Raw genomic sequence first — 903 nt, forward strand, 5'->3', positions numbered from 1 at the left:
TGACCCAGGCTTGTGTAGATCACTATCGGAGATTGTTGCAGGCAGGAGCCGATCCGGGCCGGGTCTTATTTTTGGTGCGGAGTCAACGGCAAGCGGATGAGGTGCTGCGGCGCTTGCAGCAGTCCAGTTCGGGCTTGGTGGGGCCGTGGCGGATCGAAACGTTCTTGCAGCGGGTGGGACGCTCGTTGGCCGATCATTGGCCACAGGTGTGTGAGCGTGTCCCCCAGTTGCCACGCTCGTTGGAGCCGATCCCCTTGGCCAAAGATCTCACTCAATTTCTCTGCGAACGAGCCTGCGCTTTGTGCCCTCGGCATGGGGAAGCCTTTGCCGGGGTCGGGCTCAAGGAGTTCCAGATCTGGGATCAGATCAGCAGTGCTGCTTATATTGCGGGGGCTTCGGGTTTGCCGGCAGAGGTGGTGGGATCCCAGCTGGCCCGGGCTTGGCCCGAGGAGGCAGATCCGCGGCGGGCAGAGGCTTTGCAGGCAATGGGCTGCTGTGTGGGGCGGCTGTGGGAGGCAGCACTTCGGTTGGGATCCCTGGATTTTGGCCTGCAAATTCGGCTGTTTGGCGAGCACATCCTGCCGCTGGCGGAGTTTTGGCAAGAGTGGGATCACCTGATTGTGGATCAGGCGGAAGACAGTTGTGCCGTGGCGCTGGAGTTTTACCGGCAGGGGCAATCCCATCTGCAAAGTCAATTTTTCAGCTACACCCTTGGTGGTGGGGTTTCCTTGACCGGGATCCCGGAAGCTGTGGCCGACTTCTTGATGGAAAAAACGCAGGTTCAGTTTCTGGAGGGGAGCCATCGCGCTTCAGCAGGCATGATCCGCTTAGGGGTGCAGATTGCGCGGGTGTTGGATCCCCAGTTTTCCCATCCGCTGCCCGAGCCGAGGGGGGGAGAGCTGC

At 60.8% G+C, this 903-nt stretch carries 1 protein-coding gene; it reads left to right on the forward strand.

Annotated features, from left to right (window positions below; genetic code table 11):
• Positions 1–71: 71 nt before the first annotated feature.
• Positions 72–903: hypothetical protein (locus NW837_RS15415; protein WP_414332542.1), on the forward strand; the 832-nt coding region annotated here is incomplete at its 3' end.

Source organism: Synechococcus sp. R6-10, assembly GCF_047461815.1.
In the GTDB taxonomy this organism is placed as follows: Bacteria; Cyanobacteriota; Cyanobacteriia; order Thermostichales; family Thermostichaceae; genus Thermostichus.